This window comes from Butyrivibrio proteoclasticus P6B7 (genome assembly GCF_000622085.1).
GTDB lineage: Bacteria > Bacillota > Clostridia > Lachnospirales > Lachnospiraceae > Butyrivibrio > Butyrivibrio proteoclasticus_A.
In genome coordinates, this window is sequence record NZ_JHWL01000013.1 from 1 (window position 1) to 18,328 (window position 18,328).

General features: G+C 42.9%; 16 protein-coding genes. 1 reads left to right on the forward strand and 15 read right to left on the reverse strand.

From position 1 onward, the window contains the following. Nucleotides 1-26 precede the first annotated feature (26 nt). The 15 genes from T541_RS0110415 to def form a co-directional block, all read right to left on the reverse strand. Nucleotides 27-317 carry a WXG100 family type VII secretion target gene (locus tag T541_RS0110415; RefSeq protein WP_026651044.1) on the reverse strand — a complete coding sequence of 97 codons (291 nt, stop codon included), beginning with the start codon at nucleotides 315-317 and terminating at the stop codon, nucleotides 27-29. A 706-nt stretch (nucleotides 318-1,023) separates the two neighbouring features. Further along, nucleotides 1,024-1,629 carry a hypothetical protein gene (locus T541_RS0110420; protein ID WP_026652686.1) on the reverse strand — a complete coding sequence of 202 codons (606 nt, stop codon included), beginning with the start codon at nucleotides 1,627-1,629 and terminating at the stop codon, nucleotides 1,024-1,026. Between the two features lie 253 nt (nucleotides 1,630-1,882). Beyond that, nucleotides 1,883-3,946 (reverse strand): FAD-dependent oxidoreductase, encoded by a 2,064-nt coding sequence (locus T541_RS0110425; RefSeq protein ID WP_026652687.1) that lies wholly within the window; start codon nucleotides 3,944-3,946, stop codon nucleotides 1,883-1,885. A 36-nt stretch (nucleotides 3,947-3,982) separates the two neighbouring features. Beyond that, nucleotides 3,983-5,884 (reverse strand): EAL domain-containing protein, encoded by a 1,902-nt coding sequence (locus tag T541_RS0110430; protein ID WP_081779936.1) that lies wholly within the window; start codon nucleotides 5,882-5,884, stop codon nucleotides 3,983-3,985. Between the two features lie 190 nt (nucleotides 5,885-6,074). Next, on the reverse strand, nucleotides 6,075-7,445 hold the full coding sequence (locus T541_RS0110435; protein ID WP_026652689.1) for a sodium-dependent transporter: 1,371 nt from the start codon (nucleotides 7,443-7,445) through the stop codon (nucleotides 6,075-6,077). A 217-nt stretch (nucleotides 7,446-7,662) separates the two neighbouring features. Beyond that, the gene (locus T541_RS0110440; RefSeq protein ID WP_026652690.1) at nucleotides 7,663-8,244 is read right to left on the reverse strand and encodes a histidine phosphatase family protein; all 582 of its coding nucleotides are present in this window, start codon (nucleotides 8,242-8,244) and stop codon (nucleotides 7,663-7,665) included. Nucleotides 8,245-8,253: 9 nt separating this feature from the next. After that, entirely contained in the window at nucleotides 8,254-9,174 is a 921-nt protein-coding gene (gene rsgA / locus T541_RS0110445) for a ribosome small subunit-dependent GTPase A (protein WP_026652691.1), read from the reverse strand. Between the two features lie 6 nt (nucleotides 9,175-9,180). Continuing rightward, entirely contained in the window at nucleotides 9,181-11,226 is a 2,046-nt protein-coding gene (gene pknB, locus T541_RS0110450; RefSeq protein WP_026652692.1) for a Stk1 family PASTA domain-containing Ser/Thr kinase, read from the reverse strand. After that, entirely contained in the window at nucleotides 11,219-11,983 is a 765-nt protein-coding gene (locus T541_RS0110455) for a Stp1/IreP family PP2C-type Ser/Thr phosphatase (RefSeq protein ID WP_026652693.1), read from the reverse strand. The genes pknB and T541_RS0110455 overlap by 8 nt, the downstream gene beginning before the upstream one ends. 50 nt (nucleotides 11,984-12,033) lie before the next feature. After that, nucleotides 12,034-13,098, reverse strand: coding sequence for a 23S rRNA (adenine(2503)-C(2))-methyltransferase RlmN (rlmN, locus tag T541_RS0110460; protein ID WP_242840772.1), 1,065 nt, complete (start codon nucleotides 13,096-13,098; stop codon nucleotides 12,034-12,036). A gap of 92 nt (nucleotides 13,099-13,190) precedes the next feature. Then, complete coding sequence (gene rsmB / locus T541_RS0110465) at nucleotides 13,191-14,552, reverse strand: 16S rRNA (cytosine(967)-C(5))-methyltransferase RsmB (protein ID WP_026652695.1); 1,362 nt, start codon at nucleotides 14,550-14,552, stop codon at nucleotides 13,191-13,193. 3 nt (nucleotides 14,553-14,555) lie between these two features. Continuing rightward, entirely contained in the window at nucleotides 14,556-15,272 is a 717-nt protein-coding gene (locus tag T541_RS0110470; RefSeq protein WP_026652696.1) for a zinc metallopeptidase, read from the reverse strand. 31 nt (nucleotides 15,273-15,303) lie between these two features. Next, on the reverse strand, nucleotides 15,304-16,257 hold the full coding sequence (gene fmt, locus T541_RS0110475; RefSeq protein ID WP_026652697.1) for a methionyl-tRNA formyltransferase: 954 nt from the start codon (nucleotides 16,255-16,257) through the stop codon (nucleotides 15,304-15,306). 67 nt (nucleotides 16,258-16,324) lie between these two features. Continuing rightward, the gene (locus tag T541_RS0110480; RefSeq protein ID WP_026652698.1) at nucleotides 16,325-16,669 is read right to left on the reverse strand and encodes a phenylpyruvate tautomerase MIF-related protein; all 345 of its coding nucleotides are present in this window, start codon (nucleotides 16,667-16,669) and stop codon (nucleotides 16,325-16,327) included. Between the two features lie 89 nt (nucleotides 16,670-16,758). Continuing rightward, nucleotides 16,759-17,250, reverse strand: coding sequence for a peptide deformylase (gene def / locus T541_RS0110485; RefSeq protein WP_026652699.1), 492 nt, complete (start codon nucleotides 17,248-17,250; stop codon nucleotides 16,759-16,761). A gap of 175 nt (nucleotides 17,251-17,425) precedes the next feature. Here def and T541_RS0110490 point away from each other — a divergent pair, with 175 nt between their 5' ends. Beyond that, a complete protein-coding gene (locus tag T541_RS0110490) occupies nucleotides 17,426-18,097 on the forward strand; it encodes a DNA alkylation repair protein (RefSeq protein WP_026652700.1) in 672 nt (223 codons plus the stop codon). Nucleotides 18,098-18,328 lie beyond the last annotated feature (231 nt).

Genomic DNA, 18,328 nt, shown 5'->3' on the forward strand with positions numbered 1-18,328 from the left:
TATTCTCCTTTACGAATAATTATTGATTAAACTGTATAAGCGTTCTTACCAGAGTTAGCTGCGTCAACGTAGCTTGTCTTAACCTGGTCTACCCACTTGTGGATCTTCATAACTTCCTCAGACATCTGAGACATCTTTGATGAGATATCAGCGATGAAGTTAACGCATGCCTCAGCCTCTTCGCCTTCCCAGCAATCCTGGAGTGGTCCCTGAAGATTCTTAACGTCTGTTGTAAGCTGATCAAGATCAGTTGCGCCAGCTGAAAGTGTTGAAAGGTATCCCTCAACTTCGCTGACATTCATACCCTTTTGTGCCATTTTGTTTTCCTCCGTTTTTATACTTTTTTCGGCAGATTTATTTCAGCCGATTTTTATCTATGATAAAGACCAATGGTCTGTATCACGCAAAATTCTTAAGAAATGCGTAACATTTCACAAGACCCATTCCTTTCGAAAGTGCCCAATATTATCAATATATTCTTGTAATTATGAGATTTTTAATAGAGATTTTCCCTTCCCAACTCTGTTTTAATATTATGCATATATTAATTAAAAGATAAACACAATTATATTCATTCCCTTACTTTTCTATGTTTTGCATAAACGTCAGCCTTCTTTTTTAGATATTATTAACAAATCGTAATATCATTCAATCGAGTTCACTATTTTGTTTCTTTCCTTCCAAGCTCATTATCCATGCGGCTTTTCGGTCATAACCATCTATTAACTATTATCTCCTACACTTTTTAAACAGATGACAGCACCATAATGTTGCAATATTTTTGTAAATATTTTTTCGTATTATAATGTATTTTAAGTCGTTTTGATTGTTATAATTCTTCGTATAATGAATCAATTTGCTTATTGTTTTTACGAGAGTAGAAAGTCACATCCATAGAGAAGTGTTTTTTATTTAATAGTTATTTCCCATTCAACAAAATTAGGCGCCTTGAACTAACTGTCCAAGACGCCCTTGTTTTTTCAAAATACAGATTATAACAATATCTTTACTTTCCTCGTAGTGCTATTTGCTTTTTAGTTCTATCTCGATCGGATCTCCTTCTGCTCCAAATCCTGATCGAAAGTATGTTAATCCTTTCCCCTTGGTCCATACCATGTCACAATAGTACCCACTTTCAACTAATGGATTCCAAAACCTGCATTCATATGAATTATCATCGTACTCAATCCTCATACCATAGTCTGCAGGATTTTGTTCTTCTCCCGAAGAAGAATATACGATCATACCATCTGAAAGAAATGTATCTTCTGAAGGAATTTCATCATGATATGTCATCAAATAAATTGTATCATCAGCCACATAGAACAATCCTATTTCATATCTATCCGCTGTGTAGTAGTACCTCTGCGGAATATCATCATACTGTATAGAAATCTGATATACAGACCCATGATCATATGCCTCCAGAAGGTCAACCTTCACAGTTAATTCAGATATATCTTCAAAAAAGAACTTGGTTACAGTATATGTATATTCTCCCTCATCGGGAAAAAAACTGTTGTTTTTCTCATATGATACATATTTATTCTTGTCATAGTTATAGTAACTCACTCCAACTATCAGAACCAATAATAGAATAAAAGCAAAAATCATATGTCGCTTTTTCATGATGTCCCCCTGATAAAACCAATGCAACATATTTCTTCATCATTTTTCCTCATGTCTCTTCTTAAATAAAATCAATTGTATCCTAATCCTCCCCAAAATGCACTCTCTATTAATGAAAAAATCAGCAAATGCCGATTGCTCTGAGCAACGTCGAAATGAGGCATTTGCTGATTTTTGAGTTTATGAAAATCACGCCGCATACGAAAACAAGTATTTCCCAAGGGAAATCCCCGGGGCCGGGCGTCCAGATTAATTAAATTCTCATGGCAACTTCGTAGGCTCTCCAGATGACGCTGCGGAGGTTACCAACCTTCTGGCAGTCGCCAACGTAGTCTACGTTGCTGGTGCGGTCATTGTTGCTGATGACAGGATTAGGAATGTATCCAGCGGAGCTGATAACGCTATCGCAGTCAATTGATAGCTCTTTTCCCTCTGCATCCTTACAGATGATGCTGCCATCCTTAATCTCCAGAAGTGAAGTACTAAGGTATACAGGCACCTTGTGAAGCTCGAACCACTCACGTAAATATGAGCTGTTGGCAAGGCACACACCCTTCTGGGAAATAAGATCATCCTTCATCTCTACGATAACAGGCTCCTTACCCATAAGTGCCAGCTCGTAAGCAATCTCACAGCCTGTAAGACCGCCGCCTACAACTACCACCTTCTTGCCAACTTCCTTGCCGCGAAGGAATTCGCAGGCTTCTATCATCTTCTCATGTCCAGGAACTCCCTTGAGGATACGAGGCTTAGCGCCTGTAGCCACAATGATGTCCTTGTGATTAAGTTTCTTAAAGTCAGTAACCTCGGTGTTAAGGTGAACCTCCACGCCAAGCTCCTTCATTTGTCTCTTGTACCAGGCAAGAAGGTCACGGAGCTTACCCTTGTAGGACTCAGCACTGGCTGCAATAAAGGTTCCGCCAAGTTCTCCCTCTTTCTCATAGATAACAGGCTCGTGGCCGCGAAGCTTAAGTACTCTTGCAGCCTCCATTCCGCCTATACCACCACCGATGATGATAACCTTCTTAGGTCTCTTGGTAGGCTTAAGGAAGTGCTTATCTCTCTGCATGGTCTCTGCGTTAACGGCGCATCTTGCCAGGTGCAGTGAATCAGAAAGGTCCTGATCATTAGGAACACCCTTGTAGTGGCACATGTTAAAGCATCCATTATGGCAAAGGATACAAGGTCTGATATCCTCTTCTCTGTCCTCAATAAGCTTGGTTATCCACTCTGGATCAGCCAGGAACTGTCTTGCAAAGCCAGCTCCATCTATTTCGCCCTTCTTAATGGCATCTGCTGCCACACAAGGGTCCATTCTGCCTGCGCAGACCACAGGGATATCCACATATTTCCTAAGATTAGCCACATCAGAGAGGTTACAGTTCTCAGGCATATAGATTGGTGGATGAGCCCAGTACCAGGCATCATAGGTTCCGTTGTCACAGTTGAGCATGTCGTAGCCAGCATCCTGAAGGAACTTAGCTGCGATCTTGGACTCCTCAAAGTCTCTTCCTGCCTCAGTATATTCCTCCCCAGGAAGCGCTCCCTGTCTAAAGCCCTTGGTCTTGGAAATAACGCTGTATCTCAAGGATACAGGGAAATCCTTTCCGCAGGTCTTCTTTATCTCTTTTACGATTTCAGCAGCGAATCTATATCTGTTTTCAAGGCTTCCGCCGTATTCGTCAGTTCTTTTATTCACATATAAAAGAGTGAACTGGTCAAGGAGGTATCCCTCGTGTACCGCATGAACCTCAACGCCGTCAACTCCGGCATCCTTAAGGAGCTTAGCGCTCTTACCAAAGGAAGTGATGAACTCCTGAATCTCCTCCTTGGTCATCTCTCTTGATGGGAGCTTGTCAGACCATCTGTTAGGTGATGGGCTGGCTGATGCTGTGATCTTATCAAGGTCCATTACTGGCTTACTAAGGACTCTCAGCGCCTTGTTGTTATAAAGCTTTTCCATCATCTCACTGACGGTAAAAGATCTACCAAAGCCCGCAGTAAGCTGCACAAAAAGCTTAGCCCCAGTCTTATGAAACTCAGGCATCCACTCAGCTAATTCCTTATACATTTTCTTGTTGGTATGTAGCCACTGGCCAAACATTGGATTATAGACAGGCTGGCAACCAGGTAGCACAAGACCTGCGTTATTCCTGGCAACCTCCAGGATAAACTCAGCTCCTGCCTTATCGAAATGGTTCTTTTCCATCCAGCCAAAAAGATCTGTTCCTCCCATGGAAGTCATTACAATCCTGTTCTTGATCTCCAGGTCCCCAATCTTCCAAGGTGTAAAAAGAGATTCTATCTGCTGTTTCATATTAACCCCCAAAACTAATAATATCTTTATCCCCTATTATACTATGTTTTCCAGGTACCGTGAAGCAAATACAGACATGGACACTGGTTCTGAATAATAAAATCCCTGAAGATATTCACAGCCTATATCCTCCATGAGTTTAGCCATGTTCTCGTCCTCGATGCCTTCAGAGGTAACCTCAAAGTTCATGTGTTTAAAAGCCTGGATCATGGTTGGCAGAATTTCATCCGGAGCCTTGCAGTAATCCCAGACAAGGCTCATATCAAGCTTGATGCAGATAAACGGGCACTTCTTTAGCATGGCAAGATTGGAGTAGCCACTGCCATAGTCGTCCAATACGAATTTAAAGCCATGTTCACTCATGCGTTCAATCTGTTCCTTTAACTGAACATCATCCACCATGGCGGCCTCTGTGATCTCAATATGAATCTGTGCCGGATCAATATTTAGCTCTTTTACCACCTCAGAATAGCATTCTGCAAGGTTGGGATTCATGAACTGTATAGGAGAAAGATTGACATTGACCCAGGAAATCCCGTTGCCGGCAAGGTCATGTTCCTTGATAAACTTACAGGTCTTGGCAAATACCTGCTTACCCAGGTCATTGATTCTTCCGTTACTTTCCGCCACCTTTATGAATTCATCGGGAGGTATCAGCTTTCCGTTTTTGTTGCGTAATCTGGCCAGAGCCTCAGCGCCAACAATCTTACCGGTGCTGCTGGAAATAATGGGCTGAAGGAAGACCTCCACCTGGTCGTGCTCAATGGCATACTCAAGATTTCTTTTAACCTCTATCTCCTTCTTCCTTTCACTGAGCAGGTTTCTTGTAACGTAAAAGATATCACTGCTCTCCACAGAGGATGCTTTATCCAGTGTTTCAATGACTCCGTTTATGATGGTGTCAGAGTCAATGCTACTGACCTCAGGTTCTGTCACCACATAGGCTGCACTTAAATAAAGCTCTGCGCTGTCATCCACCCAGGATCTGCTAAAACGATCTTCAAGCTTTTCATAGATCATGTCATAATCCATTTTCCTGTCGCCAATAATGAAGAATCTGCCGCTTCTGTAATTGAAGCACAGATACTTGTCAAAATTGCCTATAAGAAATCTGGCAATCATATCACATCCGTGGTTCATCTGATTTATGCCGTAGACTTCTCTGATCTCTTTGTAATTGCGAAGGGCAAAGGCCATAAGAGTATAGTTATCCAGACCTTTGTTTTCATCGAGATACTCCCTTAAGGCGTTGCCATTAAAGATCCCGTTTCTGTCATCAAGGTAGAAATCAGGGTTTTCAAAGGATAAATAGATGATAATAATAGCCAGAAGGCAAAATGTATCCATAAGAAGGTATCTGGGAAACATCATCCTGACTATGATTCCTGCCAAAAGGATTATGTTATATGAAAGTATACTAAGTCTTTCCCTGTTATTTCTAAGTCTTTTAAACCTGAGAACAAATATAGTCAGTGAGACAAAGATATAATAATAAAAGCAGAAATAAAGAATGTTGTAGAATGGCCCGTTGTGGTATCCATCCTCTCCAATATAGAAGATCCATCTGGTATAGCCGGAAGTAAAGGCCATGAGACAGCTGATATATAGCGGAATCTTGGTAAGCTGTTTGATCCATGCATTATTGTTATCAAATACTTTTACCATGGTGGCTGTAAAGCTATAAAAAAGATAGCCTCTACTGTAAAAGGAGACAAAGTATACAATATTAGCTATATTCACAAGAACTAAGGGATATTCAGTATATGCAGAATCCATGCCACTGGACACAATATCAGAGAACATTACTATTGTCTCCATCACAAGTATCTTAATAAAGGTTCTGTTCATCCTTATGGGGATACGGGGAAGAGCGCAATAATATGCCAGAAGTACTAATAATGTCATAAAACTTGGTATTACATAAGTAAAATTCCACATAGTTACCTCTGAAAGGCCGGTTCAAGGGCTTCATAAAAATACATAAAAATACTGTGGCTTCACATATAATGATACATTATTCCGTTTATAAATAATCACACTTTAAGAAAACTTTATAAAAAAATAATATAAGCGCATGGTTTTTACGCCTATATTATTAAAATTACACTGTATTCATTCAAATGTATTTTTATGCAAAATATGTTATCAGCCCATACACTACAAGGAAGGCAATTATAACAGGTAAAACATATTTAAAGTACCAGGACAGGTTCTTGCTGATCTTAAGTCCAACGCCGCTGTTAACCTCTTCAATATACTTATCAAAGCCCCAGCCGTATCTGGTTGTACAGAAAAGACAGCAAACCAGTGATCCGATTGGAAGAAGAAGGTTACTAACAAAGAAGTCCTCAAGGTCCATTACGCAGTTACCTGCCTTAAGTGGCTGGAATGATCTCCAAACGTTAAATCCAAGGGCACATGGGATTGAGCCCAGGGTAATAATGATTCCTGAAAACAATGCTGCGTGCTTTCTCTTACGTCCAAAGAGATCGATTGAGAAGCTTACGTCATTCTCGAATACTCCAATCATTGTAGAAAGAGCTGCAAAATACATGAATAAGAAGAACAGGCTTCCCCATATTCTTCCGCCCTTAAGTGCAATAAACACGTTAGGCAGTGTAAGGAAAATAAGGCTTGGGCCACTATCTGGTGCTACACCAAAGGAAAAGCATGCTGGAATAGTGATAAGACCAGCAACGATAGCAACAAAGGTATCAAGGCCTGCCACAAGAAGGGCCTCTCCTGCAAGGCTTCTCTCCTTCTTAATATAGCTTCCGAAGATCTCCATACTACCAATACCAAGACTTAAGGTAAAGAAGCTCTGGTTAAGGGCTCCAAACAATACCTTGCCAAGGCCCACACTCTTGATATTCTGAACGTTAGGCTTAAGGTAGAACTCTACGCCCTCTCTTGCGCCATCAAGTGTAAGGGATCTGATACCAAGAATCACCATGATGATAAGAAGTGCGATCATCATAACCTTGGTGATCTTCTCAACGCCGTTCTCAAGACCAAGGGAGCATACAACCACTGTGATGATCATCGTGATGACCATGTACTTAATAAGGATCCATGGACTTCCCATCATCTCAGCAAATATATCACTAACCGCCTGCGCATCTGCACCTACAAATACACCCTTAACCATAAGAACGAAATATCTAAGGATCCAGCCTGATACTATTGAGTAGAACATCAAAAGTACGTAGTTACCTGCTATGGCAAAATATCCCATAATATGCCATTTGCTGCCCTTTGGCTCAAGAGTCTTATAAGCTGAAAGAATACTCTTTCTGCTGGCTCTACCAATGGCGTATTCCATTGTCATGATCGGAACTCCAAGAGCTATCAGGCAAAATACATAGAATAAAACAAAAAGGCCACCACCATTCTGACCTACCATGTATGGAAAGCGCCAAACATTACCAATACCAATGGCGCAACCTGCTGATAAAAGAATAAACCCCAAACGACTTCCTAAACTTTCTCTTTCTTTCATTACCTACCTCTGCATTACTATAGACATTGCCGTACCCCCGGAATTGTCTATCTTATCTATTACACAAAATTTGTCTGCAGTTGATGCAAATTAATCACACTGCAGACAAGAATAGATTCTAACATATTTATGTAAATCTTTCCACAAAAACTTTTACGCTATGTACCATTAAAGTGTGGGCTTATTTACTGGGGTTCATAGCTCTTTTTACACCAAATTACTGTGCCATTATGCTCTCCACAAAGGAGTGTTTACCGTTAACCGATTCGTAGACTCTTACTTCACAGTTCTTAGGCTTGGGACGCCAGATATAGCCCCTTCTCTTATCCTCAAGATATCCCTTAAGGCATCGGATTATTCCGCCGTGGCACACAACAAGAACGTTGTCGTAGTCCTTCTGCTCAAGCTCCTTAAGAAATGAGTGGCTTCTTTCTATCATGCTCTTTGTGGTCTCTACGGTCTTGGGAGCTCTAAACACCTCTGGAAGAGCCCAGTAAAGAGACATGGCTGGTCCCATCTGGGAATAGGGGACCTCGTCGTATTTGCCAAAATCAGCTTCAATGATCCTGTCATCGATTATGATCTGGTCTCTTGAAACGTTTCCCACAATTGATGCTGTCTCTATGGCTCTGTCCAAAGAACTGGCATATACAGCGTCAAACTTGATATCGCCGATGATTGATCTAACTTTCCTTGCCTGGGCGATGCCGTTTTCATTAAGGGGAATATCGATTCTTCCCTGCATTTTCTTAGTCTGGTTAAGCACGGTCTGACCATGCCTTGTGATCCATATCTTCATAATAATCCTTTATCTTCTGGCCTTCTTACTATAGTCAGGTCTTGCATTCTTAAGCTCCTGATACAGAACCTTGTAGTTATCGTAGCGAACCTGAGCGATCTCGCCGCGCTCTAAGGCATTCTTAACTCCGCAGTCTGGCTCTGCAATGTGGGCACAGCCTCCAAAGCGGCACTCTGGCTCATACTTTTCAAATTCAGGATAATACTGCATCAGCGTATCTGTGGTCACATCATTAAGGTTAAGGGATGTGAAGCCCGGAGTATCAATGATGAAGGTATTAACATCCTCCCCGTCAGAAAGGTCCTTAACATAGAATACCTCTGAATGTCTTGTGGTATTCTTACCTCTCTCGATCTTACGGCTAAGCTCTCCTGTCTGCATTCTGGCATCTGGAACAAGGCTGTTAAGAAGTGATGACTTACCTACACCTGAAGGGCCTGCCAGAGTTGTGGTCTTACCCCTAAGTAGCTCTTTTAACTCAGAAAGACCATCGTCTTCCTTAACGCTTATAAAGAGGACCTTGTAGCCACATTTCTCATAGGCATCGTAAAGTTCCTGCTGCTCTTCCTTAGTTGCTATATCCTTTTTGTTAAAGCAGATAATGACAGGGAGATTCTGCTGCCTCATCATAATGAGGAACCTGTCCAAAAGATTGTAGCTGGGATTAGGCTTAACGATGGCAAACAAAATAACCGCCTGGTCCACGTTGGCAACAGGCGGTCTAAGTAGCTGATTCTTTCTGGGTAAGATCTCCGTGATATTGCCCAGACCTTTTTCTTCGTCGATGATGTCTATCTGACAGTCATCACCCACCAGCGGTTTTAAATTAGATTTGCGGAATATGCCCTTTGCCTTACATTCATAGATTTTCTCTCCGGAAGTCTCTACGTAGTAAAAGCCGGCAATTCCCTTAAGAATCTTACCTTTCATAGAGGATTAGTTCTCCTGAGTAAAGGTTACTGCTCTTGTTACTGTATATTCCTTGGTCTCGCCACCAGTAGTCTCTCCAGTTTCTGGATTGGTGGTACTAGGAGATGTTGCTGTATATACAAATGTTATTGTTCCAGTTGGTGATGTAATACCCTTTGAATTAACCTGAATTGGAAAATCCGTTGTAGTGGTATTAAGCAGTGTTGTTCCATCTGAAGTAACCAGTGTCACATGAACAGAAAGTCCATATGTGTAGTTCTCGCCCTCAGTTGGAGCTGCTATGTCTGATGTATAGCTATATGTAACGCTTGCAGGTCCTGTAGAAAGCTCCATGTTAATAACTGTGCCTTCTGATACAGATGTTCCAAAGGCAATGCTCTGAGCACAGATAAGGCCTGTAAGATTAGAATCTTCGTTGCTGGTCTCAACTACTGTTCCAGGTGTAAGTCCTGCCTCAACCAGTGTGATTGTGGCATCCTCAGAGGTCATACCGATCACGTTAGGAACTGTAACCTGTCCCTCAGCCTTAGCTGTTGAAACTGCTGTAGTTGCTGCCTGTGCGGAGTAATTACTTCCATCGCTAACAGCGATAGTAATTGTCTCACCGCTCTTAAGTCTTGTGCCAGCTGCCGGATTAGTAGATACTACGGTGTCCTTAGCAGCTGTATTAGCTGTATCTGCAACCTTCTCAACCTTGAAATGCTTCTCATCCTGAAGGATTGAAATGGCTTCAGCTACTGTCTTACCTGTAACATCGGGAACAAGGATTCCCTCTGCTGTCTCCTCTGCCACAGAAGCTCCTGAAGAAGCTGCGCTTGATGCCTCACTTCCTGCATCAGCTGCTCCAAAAAGACCTATGCTTCTGCCCACAAGGAGAAGAACTATAAATCCAATAAGTGCCGCAGTAATGATGGCCATTGCAATTGTCATCTTCTCTACACTGCTGGTAGCCTGCTGACGATTATCTGGCTTTCTGCGTCTTTCTCTTTCGTATTCGTAATAGTCCTGATCATCTTCGTAGTCGTAATCACGCTTTGGAGATGGTCTCTTTCTGTCTCTCTTATATCTGTCCTCTTCCTCGTACTCTCTAAGGACATCTCTATTAAGTCGCATTCTCTCTGTATCTGAGAGTCTGTCATCTTCATTCTTATAAGATGATCTGTAATCATCGCTGTCTGATACTCTTGTAGCTCCCTCTTCATCTGGATCTACAAGGGATACGAAATCCTTATCCGGTGTAATAAGTGATCTCTTAAGGTCTGAAATAAGCTCTGCGGCGTTCTGATATCTGCGATCTGGGCTCTTCTGACAGCACTTAAGTACGATTTTCTCAACACTGATAGGTATATCATCATTAAAATCTACAGGGCTTGGAAGCTCTTCCTGGATATGCTTAATAGCAATAGCCACTGTAGTGTCGCCATTAAATGGCACTCTTCCTGTAAGCATTTCAAAAAGTGTTATACCAAGGGAATAGATATCACTCTTGGCATCACTGTAGCCACCTCTTGCCTGCTCTGGTGATGTGTAATGAACGGATCCCATAACGTTGGAAGTAATGGTATTACTGGTGGCTGCCTTGGCGATACCAAAGTCAGTAACCTTAACCTTACCCTCCTTAGAGATCATAATATTCTGAGGCTTAATATCTCTGTGGATGATATTGTTGTTATGAGCTGCCTCAAGACCCATAGCAACCTGAATTGCTATGCTAACAGCCTCTTTAACAGAAAGCCTTGATTTCTTCTCAATGTACTTCTTAAGAGTGATACCATCAACCAGCTCCATAACAATGTAGTTGACGCCATCCTCATCTCCTACGTCGTATACATTAACGATGTTAGGATGCATGAGACCTGCAGTAGACTGGGCCTCCACACGGAATTTAGAGACGAAATTCTCGTTCTCTGAAAATTCCTGCTTAAGCACCTTCACGGCCACAAGGCGATTCAGTTTATGATCTTTTGCTTTATATACATCGGACATTCCGCCAGTGCCTATCTTTTCTAGCACCTCATAGCGGTCTCCGATAACCATTCCTATCTTAATCATTCGGTCCTCCGTCATGTGCTGGTTCATCAAGCAGCGGTTCGATCAGAATAACAGCAATGTTATCCTTACCCCCATTGTCATTAGCCGCTACTACAAGCTCTTTGGCTTTTTGAACTATATCTCTCTGACCACTTACAATCTGTCTTATCTGTTCATCCTCAAGCATGTTGGTAAGTCCGTCAGAACACATGAGAACTATGTCCCCACGATTTAATTCCACATTAAAAAAGTCGATGTCTACTGTTTCAGTGGCACCGATTGCCCTGGTAATTATATTTTTATCCAGATGGGTTCTGGCAGTCTCTCTATCGATACCGCCCATTCTAACCATCTCTTCAACAAGGGAATGATCTCTCGTAATCTGCGTGATGGTGTCGTCTGTGATGACATAGAGCCTTGAATCTCCGACATTAGCAACCTGCAGATATTTCCCAAGTACAGTGCATGCTACAACTGTTGTACCCATGCCAAATAAAGCCGGGTCCTCAGACGCTTTCTCTCTAAGCTTGGTATTAGCTGTCTTGATTGCCTTTCCCAAAATCTTAACAGGGCTCTGTTCAAAAGATTTCTCAATTTCTTCTACCATGGTATCTACTGTGAATCTTGACGCATAGTCCCCAGCGTTATGTCCGCCCATACCATCTGCCACAATAAATACGTTAGATAGATTACCTATCCTTGTTTCTGATGAAAAAACGTAATCCTGATTTAGTTTTCTTTTCTTACCGATATCGGTCACGGAAAAGGTCTTAAGCAAAGCAGTTGCCTCCCAAGCAAACTTTCTTTCACGTAAAAATAAGCAGGAGTCTATTTTTCCTCCAAATGGCGCCTTCTAAGTTGTCCGCAGGCTCCATCTATATCCCTGCCCATTTCTCTTCTAATAGTAACATTTATTCGACTTTTTTCAAGTTTATTTTTGAACGCCAAAGCCTTTGTACGGTCAGTAGGCTTGTAGGAGCGCTCCTTGATCGGATTGACAGGAATAAGGTTAACTACAGCGTTGATCCCCTTCAAAAGCTGCGCCAGTTCTCTGGCATCCTCATCTGTGTCATTCACATCTCCCACCAGTGAGTATTCAAAGGTGAGCTGTCTTCCGGTTTTCTCAAAATAAGTCCTGCAGGCATCAAGAACTTCCGACAGTTCGTACTTGTTGGCGATAGGCATTAGTTCTTTTCTCTTATCATTATTAGATGCATGGAGAGAAAGAGCTAAATTGATGGAGAGGTTCTCCTCCGCCAGCCTAAGGATATTGGGCACGATTCCGCAGGTAGAAACTGTAAGGTTCCTCTGGCCAAGGTTCATGCCGTTCTCATCTGTCAAAAGCTTTATGAATCTAAGGAGATTGTCATAGTTATCAAGGGGTTCCCCACTGCCCATAACAACCACACGTGACACCTTTTCTCCTGTTATCTCAGAAATTGAATAGATCTGATCCAGCATCTCGGAAGGAAGAAGGTTCCTCTCAACGCCGTCCAGAGTTGAAGCACAGAACTTACAGCCCATTCTGCAGCCCACCTGTGATGAAATGCAGACGCTGACGCCGAATTTGTACTTCATAAATACGCTTTCAATGACGTTGCCATCTGATAAGGCAAAAAGAAATTTCTTAGTATCGTCAATCTGTGACTCCTGCACCATTACTGACTTAAGTGACACATAATCACAGTTTTCTGAAAGCTTTTCCTTAAGGGACTTGGGGATGTTGGTCATGTCATCGTAGCTTCTGGCTCTTTTAACATGCATCCACTCGTAGAGCTGCTTGGCTCTAAAAGCCTTCTCGCCCAAATCCTCGATAAGCTGTTTTAATTCTTCAAGGGTAAGGGATTTGATATCAACCTTTCCGCTTAGCCCCTTAATATATCCTGTTTCCAAAGTATTTCCTCTAATCTGAATATCTAACCATGGGATCTTTCGTGTTTTGTCAAAAGAGCTATCTCCAATCACAAAACATGTGCCAAAAGATATTAACCGATTCTCTTAAGTTTTGCAATAAAGAATCCGTCAGTGTCGTACTGTCCAGGAAGAATCTGGATGAATCCCTTGCCGGTGCTCTTCATGCCCTCTGGAAGCTTGTCATCAATGTCCACCAGTTCAAAAGGCAGTTCCTCACATATCTTATTAACCATGTCCTGGTTCTCTGCCCTGTTAACTGTACAGGTGGAATAGATCATGATTCCGCCCTTTTTAACATAGTCCCAGGAAGCCTTCACGATTTCCCACTGAAGGGCTGTAAGCTCCTCCATGGACTGTCTTGATACGTTTAATTTGATATCGTTCTTACGTCCGATAATGCCAAGGCCTGAGCAAGGCACGTCCAGATAGAGAATATCTGCATTCTCCCTCATGGAGCTGTCGTTAATCTTGGCGTCATGGACCTTAGTGGTTATGTTGGATAAGCCAAGTCTTTCTGCATTTTCCTTAATAAGATCGCACTTCTTATCAGAAAGGTCACGGGAAAAGACCTTGCCCTCTTCACCAACTCGCTCTGCTGCATGGGTGGACTTGCCTCCCGGTGCTGCGCAGACATCAATGATGTTCTGGCCTCTCTTAGGGTCAGCTATGTGGGTCACCAGCATTGAGCTGACGTCCTGAGCTATGAATTCTCCCTCGCTAAAGCCCGGAAGGAATCTGATGTTGTCAGTCTTTTCAAGCTCTATAGCATATGGGATGTACTTATTGATATTGGCGGTGGCGCCAGCCTTTTCAAGGGATTCCTTTAGCTCTTTTACCCTGTCTGCAATGTCGCTGTCATTCTGAGCCTTGGAAAGGTTAACCCTGATGGTAGTTGGTCTTGGCTGTAAAAAGAACTTAAGCATATCTTCAGTTCTCTCAAAGCCGTACTCCTCTTCCCACTTCTGGCAAAGCCACTCAGGAACTGAGTAGCACACAGAAAGGTATCTGCTGCTGTCGCTTTCCTTGTCCGGGTACTCTATCTTGTCTTTATTTCTTGAAATATTGCGAAGGACTCCGTTAACAAAGCCCTTAAGGCCTGAGAATTTATGCTTAACTGCAAGCTTTACAGCCTCGTTGCAGGCCGCTGAGTCCGGAACCTGGTCCATGAACATGATCTGATAGGTTCCCATTCTCATAAGGCTTCTGATAAGGGGCTGCATCTTGCCTGTCTCAGTTTTGGAAAAAGAATTGATAATGTAATCGATCTGGATGTTCCTTTCAAGGCAGCCATCCACAACTCTTTTGATAAAGGCCTTATCTCTTGTCTCGAGATAGTCGTATTTATCAAGGGTGTCCTTTAAAAGAGATGGCTTTCTGCAGTCACTCTTATCGTATTCCATAAGGACACTTAATATGATTTCTCTTACATTCATGTTTTAATCATCCCTGCGTCTGTTATTTAGTGCTATGAATCTAAGAAGCTGAAGAACAGCTGTTGCTGCGCTGGCAACGTAGGTCATAGCTGCGGCTGTAAGGACTTTTCTTCCATCTGACACTTCTTCCTCTGCCAGGATTCCGTATTCATTAAGCATAACCAGTGCTCTGTGAGAAGCGTTGAACTCAACAGGCAAGGTCACAAGCTGGAAGAACACTGCCAGTGAAAAGACAATGATTCCGACTCTTACAAGTGGCTGGAAGCTAAGGATGAATCCAAGGAAAATAATCGGGATTCCCATCTTAGAACCAATGCTGGCTGCTGGAGCCAGAGAGGATCTGATCTGAATAGGGAAGTATCCTTGCGCATGCTGACATACGTGGCCACATTCGTGGGCTGCTACTGCAATAGCCGCAACGCTGGTGGAATTGTAGGTTGCATCTGAAAGGTTTACAGTCTTATTTCTTGGATCGAAATGATCGGTGAGGTTACCAGAAACGTGATTGATGGTAACGTCGGTAATGCCGTTTCTCCTTAGAATTTCATCGGCCACCATAGCGCCTGTCATGCCGCACATGCTGCGGACTCTGGCATACTTGCTATATACGGAGTTAACTCTGTAGCTGGCGATCATGCACAGTACGCCGGCAATCAGAATCAAAATGTAATATGGATCAAAGCCATATCCGTAAGCCGCTCTATATAAATTATAACTCATTTTATGTACCTCCAATTAGTTTTTTGGATTATTAAAATGTCGTGCCAACCTCTAGTTTGTAGCCTAAGAGGAAGTCTTTTACGGACATGCGCTTTTTGCCTTCGAGTTGAACTTCGGTGATGGAAAGGAGGCCATCGCCGGTCTTAACAACGAATGCGTCTTTAGAAACCTTTACTATTGTTCCAGCAGGATAGTTATTCAGTTCCTCCACGCTAAGGTCTTCATTGTTTGCTTCAACTACTTTGGCTTTCCAGACTTTCAATAATTTGCCGGAAAGGTGTGTGAAGGCTGAAGGCCAAGGGTTAAGGCCGCGGACAAGGTTGGATAGTTCTACTGCGGATTTGTTAAAGTCCATGCTGCCCATGTCCTTGGAGAGTTTGCCGCATTTTGTGGCAAGGGCTTCGTCCTGAGGAACTGGAGTGAGCTTACCCTGTTCGATAAGAGGAAGGGCTTCTACAATGAGCTCTCCACCAAGAATTGAAAGCTTATCAAAAAGGCCACCGCCTGTCTCTTCCTCGCTGATTGGAATAGTTCTTTGGATAAGAATGTCTCCAGTGTCCATGCCAGCTGCCATCTGCATGATGGTTACGCCGGTTTCCTTTTCTCCATCAAGGATTGCCTGCTGAATTGGGGCTGCTCCTCTATATTTAGGAAGGAGGGATGCATGGATATTGACACAGCCAAACTTAGGAATATCAAGGATTTCCTGTGAAAGGATCTGTCCGAAAGCTGCTACAACATAGATGTCTGCATCATACTTTTTAAGTTCAGCCACGTTCTCAGGGAGCTTAATCCTCTCTGGCTGAAATACTGGAAGGTTGTGCTCAAGGGCGCAGGCCTTAACGTCTGACACCTGGAGCTGTCCGCTTCTTCCCTTTGGTTTATCTGGCTGTGTAACCACAAGTACAACCTCGTGTCCAGCCTCTATAATCTTCTCCAGTGCACTTCTTGCAAAGTCTGGAGTTCCCATAAATACGATTTTCATCTTCTATCTGACTCCTATAATTATTATTTGATTACTACTTCCCTGTATCCATGCTGGTTTCAGCACGTCAAAAGTTGTTGCCATTCCAGCCCCAGTCACTGGTGGCCATGTAGCACACGTAGACGTGGTCTGGTGCAATTCCCAGGATATCCCCAAGGATAGCTGTAAGTTCTTTTGTCATCTTGCCGTAGGCATCTGAGGATGCGCCGCCGTACACCTTAACATCAACAAAGGCAACAGGCTCTGAGTCATCTCCCCTAAAGTACATTGGCACATCTCCCTCAATAGAGAGCATAAGCCAGTTCTCGCTCTTACCTGGTAAAAGAGCTATGGCCTGTCCCAGCTTTTCCTTTATCTGAATCTCTTTTTCCTTATCTACTGATACATTGGTCTTAGTTGAAATAAATGGCATGTCTACTCCTCCTTTGTCATACTATAAAACAGGCACACAATCTTATTTGCATAAAACTGCGTGCCAAATACTCTTATTTATTCTACAGCTTACTCTTCTTCGTCTTCCTGGTTCATGAGCTCTTCATTGTCCACAAGGTCGCCCTCAACCTTCTCAACGTACATGTGACCGTCAAGGTGGTCAAGCTCGTGGCAGATAGCGCGGGCAAGAAGCTCCTCGCCTTCAATGATGTACTCTGTTCCGTCGATGTCTGTAGCCTTGGCCTTAACGTAATTAGGTCTTGTTACAACACCTGACTTGCCTGGAAGAGAAAGACATCCCTCATAACCAGTCTGCTCGCCGTCTGTCTCAAGGATCTCTGGATTGATCATGACGATTGGATCCTCGCCAGTTACGTCTATTACTACGATTCTCTTAAGGATTCCCACCTGAGGTGCAGCAAGACCAACACCGTTAGCCTCATACATTGTCTCAAGCATGTCATCCACAAGCTCTTTTATCTTAGGAGTTATCTCCTTAACATCCTTACATGGTTTAGCAAGGACATCATCACCATATTCTCTGATAGTTCTAATTGCCATCGTTACGCTCCTTATCTCTAATCAACTCTCATTAAGCACAAAGATTATACCATTAATACGCCCCAATACCAACACTTATGGATTCTGAAAAGTTAATGGCATAATCAAAGCAAAATGACACAATAGTATAGTGTATAATTAATTATCACTAATCAAACAACAAAGGAGGCTTATCATGACTGTTTACGAGAGATTACTTGAAGTAAAGGACGATGCCTACAAAGAGTTTCAGGCAAAGCTTGTGCCCAACATAGATCCAGATACCATCATAGGTGTCAGAACGCCCCAGATGAGGCAGGTGGCCAAGGAAGTCTTTGCAAGCGGCCAGGCGGGCGATTTCCTAAAAGAGCTACCTCATAAGTACTACGAAGAGAACCTGGTTCACTTTTTTATAATAGCTCTGATCAAAGATTTCGATGAATGTGTCGCAGCTGTGGAAGCCTTTCTTCCCTACGTAGACTGCTGGCCTGTATCAGATCAGGCTACGCCTAAGTCCTTTAAAAAGAACCATGACAAGCTTCTACCCTACATAAAGAACTGGATTGCTTCTGATCACGTCTACACAGCCCGTTTCGGCATCCGCATTCTGATGAACGAATACCTTGAAAATGATTTCAAGGAAGAATACCTCGAGCTGGTAGCCTCCAAGAAGGGCGATGACTACTACCTTAAGATGATGGTTGCCTGGTACTTTGCAACAGCCCTTGCAAAGCGCTACGACGAATCCGTCAAGTACATCGAAAGACACGCCCTGGACGAATGGGTCCACAAGAAAGCCATCCAGAAAGCCATCGAAAGCTACCGCGTCAGCGACGACCACAAGGAGTACCTCCGCACCCTCCGCTAATATAGGAAAGGTGAGTTTTCACCACTTCGTAGACTTAGAAGCTGCTTCCAGCGGACTGCCACCGGCAGGTTCCATTTTGCGCCGTAAGAGAGTGCTGAGAGTTTAAGAGCTTCCCAAAAGTGTTTCAAAAATCCTGCCCGCGAATTAACTGTCTGAGGCCGGGCTCTTAGATTTTTACGGCAGGTGATTTTGATCTGGCTCATTACAAAAAAGGTGCTCATTTTCTCAGAT